A 2,760-nucleotide genomic window follows, 5' to 3' on the forward strand; every position below is an offset into this window, starting at 1 on the left:
TCTTCCACCTTATGGATAATCAACAGGTGTGATACCCGATATATCTATTCATTATCTGAACACCTTCCCTATGTTTTTTCAAATTCTTGTATACCTTTGTTTTCATAAAGCTAATTCGTATAATCCAACTGCTACTCACAGGCCATGCTACAAGTGCAAGTAAAATGGAAAACCATCTGTCATTACTCCCGCTCCCCTATGTGAAATACTCTTTGTAGATAAATAGAGAGGAACGCTAAGGCTCCTCTCTCATTTACTGCTTTTACGTTTACGCTTTGACATCTGACCAACATAATCTAATAGGCTATTGTGTGTATCAAAAGGTATCATCAGATATACCAATTGATTTTCCAAAATCAGGTCCTCTACTGCTTGAAATCATCGCCAGCAATGCATTGAATATTAATGACTTATTCTTGATTCATCACACCCTCCTGATTTCAGTAACCCATTTTAGAAGTGCTAGTAACCTGTTAGCGCAGGTCGCTTTTTTTATTGCCCTGGTTTGTAGATAATAAGTGCTTCATCAGCATTACAGCCGAATTTGATATCAATGACTACGGCAGCAGGATTTGCCGCTAACCAGTAACCAATCTGTCTTTCAATACTTCCAGATACGTGATGGACTCTGATTTCACTTGCCATTCCAAGCATCTTCCTCACCTCCTCTCAAAGTACGTTTATCATATAATCCCGCCGACCGGCTTCTGTCTCGAACCAGTACCCTCTGTTGCTTCCTTTAACTTAGTAGTAATCGTCAACAAGCATGTCGTAAGCTTCCCAGATTTTGTCGGTGTTGAGTGATTTTGCGTGCATCCAAGCACCTTTTTTTAGTCCGGTGATACATTTTGTATCAATAAACCCAGTATAATAGATAAATTTTGTATCATCAATACGTTTTTGATACGTTTTTTATCATTTGTTTTCAGCGATACAAAGTATATCTATAATAAGTATGAGTAGACAGGAGGGGTAACTGTGTTAGGTGAGAGACTAAAGACATTGCGTGGAAAAAGAACCCAAGAAGATATAGCTAAGTATTTAGGTATATCACGAGCTAGATACTCTCATTATGAAAACGAACGAAGTGAACCTGACATAGAAAATCTCCAAAAACTGGCTGAACTCTATAACACAACTACTGACTACCTCCTTGGCCGCACTAATAATCCGTCTCCTGATAACTCAAATATCAATGTTGCTTTTTATGATGGCCTAGAAGGATTTGAGGAGCTTGATCCTGAACAACAGCAAGTCATTATGGATACAGTTGAAGATATGGTTGCCCGCTTTAAGAAACGAAAACAAGAACTAGAAGCAAAGAAAAACAAGTAACCCTGCTTGACCAATCGGACAAGCAGGGCATTATTATAGACATTAAGGTAAATAATTATATAAATGTAAATAAATATTAATTGAGAGCGGAATGAGAGAAAAAAGAAAGCCCACAAAACCAAAAGAAACTGTAAAGCCGACTTTTAAGAATACAGCTTAGGAAATGAGCAAATAGAAAACCCTTATAAATCAAGGGTTTTCCGCTTATCTTTATTTTTGTCTAACTTTAACTACATTTTAATTATCTAAAGAAAGATAGGATAAAGGTAGATAAATACCGCTAAATAAATCTAGTTTCTTCTATACTATATAGAACCATAGAAAACGAAAAGTAACCTAATAAAATGAGTATGTGGTCAATGTGGTCAAACACAAACCCGGCATAATCGCCGGGTTTTTCAACTCACTCGCTTTTCATTTATTATCTATATTTCTCAGAAAAAACGCTACTACTTCACAGCCTCAATAACTTTCTTTGCTTTTTCATGGAGTTCTGGGCGTTGCTTTGCATATTCTAAAAATGCTTCCTCTAAAATATCTTGTTGATCTTTCTCTGTGATAAATGCCCAGGCTTTTAAAAGGGCAATGGTTTCCTCATGTAGTCTGTATGTGCGTGTTTTCTTCGCCATTACTTCCGCCCCTTTCGAACAACGCGGAAGTAACGTTCAAGTCGTTCGGCCCGCGCCTTTTCTTCTTTGTATTCACGTTTTGTTTGTTTGTAGTCTTTAATGGAAAGTATAAGCGAATAAGCAGAGACAAGAAATGCAACGATAGCGACAATGCCGACTACCCAGTATACCCATCCCATAAAGACCCCTCACTTTACAATATGGTATAAAGGGGATAAAATAAGCGTATAAAGTGAATAGGAGTGACAAGCGGCTTTTACACCGCTTGCCTTGCTTTTACCGGACCCGTTATAAGCGCCGCGAACGCTTTACGGGTCTTTTCCTTTTATTACGCTTTTCCTCAGCTTCCCGCTTTTTGCGTTCGGCTCTTTCCTTCAATCGATTGTCTGTAAAAACAATAATTGAGTTGGAGAGGATTAAGCAAGATGAAAGAAAAGCTAGTAAAACAATATCCTCCTGCTTCAAGCTTTACACCCCCTTTCCGGGGCAGGGCTTGTTTCATCCCCTACATATAATATATAATATTTATATAAATATATAAATGTAAAATTAATAAAAAAATAGCCCCACCATTCGTACAGCGGGGCTTAACTTCTTATTCTTCTTTTACTTCCCCGGTATACCCGGATACTACACCAACACCAATGCAAGCATAACTAATAATGTCTAGTCCCAGATCCCACAACCCCTTTTATGTTCATCCGCTTTCACTACCCCTTTACAATAGCGTTACCACCTATCCCCTATTAACAATAACTGTAACAAGGGTGTTGATTATCCAGTATAATCCAAAGTA

General features: G+C 37.9%; 4 protein-coding genes and 1 pseudogene. 1 reads left to right on the forward strand and 4 read right to left on the reverse strand.

The annotated features are described in order from the left end of the window. Positions 1-492: 492 nt before the first annotated feature. Together HMPREF0083_RS28310 and HMPREF0083_RS29500 are read right to left on the reverse strand one after the other, a co-directional pair. Positions 493-654: a hypothetical protein gene (locus HMPREF0083_RS28310; RefSeq protein WP_021623707.1), complete on the reverse strand. Its 162-nt coding sequence runs from the start codon at positions 652-654 to the stop codon at positions 493-495. 93 nt (positions 655-747) lie between these two features. Beyond that, positions 748-831: pseudogene (locus tag HMPREF0083_RS29500) on the reverse strand (ORF6N domain-containing protein); the annotation flags it as partial. Positions 832-978: 147 nt separating this feature from the next. On the opposite strand from HMPREF0083_RS29500, the gene HMPREF0083_RS20720 reads away from it, so the two are divergent. Beyond that, positions 979-1,335, forward strand: coding sequence for a helix-turn-helix domain-containing protein (locus HMPREF0083_RS20720; RefSeq protein WP_021623708.1), 357 nt, complete (start codon positions 979-981; stop codon positions 1,333-1,335). A gap of 449 nt (positions 1,336-1,784) precedes the next feature. Here HMPREF0083_RS20720 and HMPREF0083_RS20725 read toward each other — a convergent pair whose 3' ends face one another. Both HMPREF0083_RS20725 and HMPREF0083_RS20730 read right to left on the reverse strand, forming a co-directional pair. Beyond that, positions 1,785-1,964 (reverse strand): hypothetical protein, encoded by a 180-nt coding sequence (locus tag HMPREF0083_RS20725; protein WP_021623709.1) that lies wholly within the window; start codon positions 1,962-1,964, stop codon positions 1,785-1,787. Continuing rightward, complete coding sequence (locus tag HMPREF0083_RS20730) at positions 1,964-2,143, reverse strand: hypothetical protein (protein WP_021623710.1); 180 nt, start codon at positions 2,141-2,143, stop codon at positions 1,964-1,966. Before HMPREF0083_RS20730 ends, HMPREF0083_RS20725 begins: the two co-directional genes overlap by 1 nt. Positions 2,144-2,760 lie beyond the last annotated feature (617 nt).

Source organism: Aneurinibacillus aneurinilyticus ATCC 12856 (assembly GCF_000466385.1).
In the GTDB taxonomy this organism is placed as follows: domain Bacteria; phylum Bacillota; class Bacilli; order Aneurinibacillales; family Aneurinibacillaceae; genus Aneurinibacillus; species Aneurinibacillus aneurinilyticus.

What these genes read in the sequence shown, in the direction of transcription:
- HMPREF0083_RS20730 (WP_021623710.1), bottom strand. Translation starts at nt 2,143, where the DNA reads ATGGGATGGGTATACTGGGTAGTCGGCATTGTCGCTATCGTTGCATTT.
- HMPREF0083_RS28310 (WP_021623707.1), bottom strand. Translation starts at nt 654, where the DNA reads ATGCTTGGAATGGCAAGTGAAATCAGAGTCCATCACGTATCTGGAAGT.
- HMPREF0083_RS20725 (WP_021623709.1), bottom strand. Translation starts at nt 1,964, where the DNA reads ATGGCGAAGAAAACACGCACATACAGACTACATGAGGAAACCATTGCC.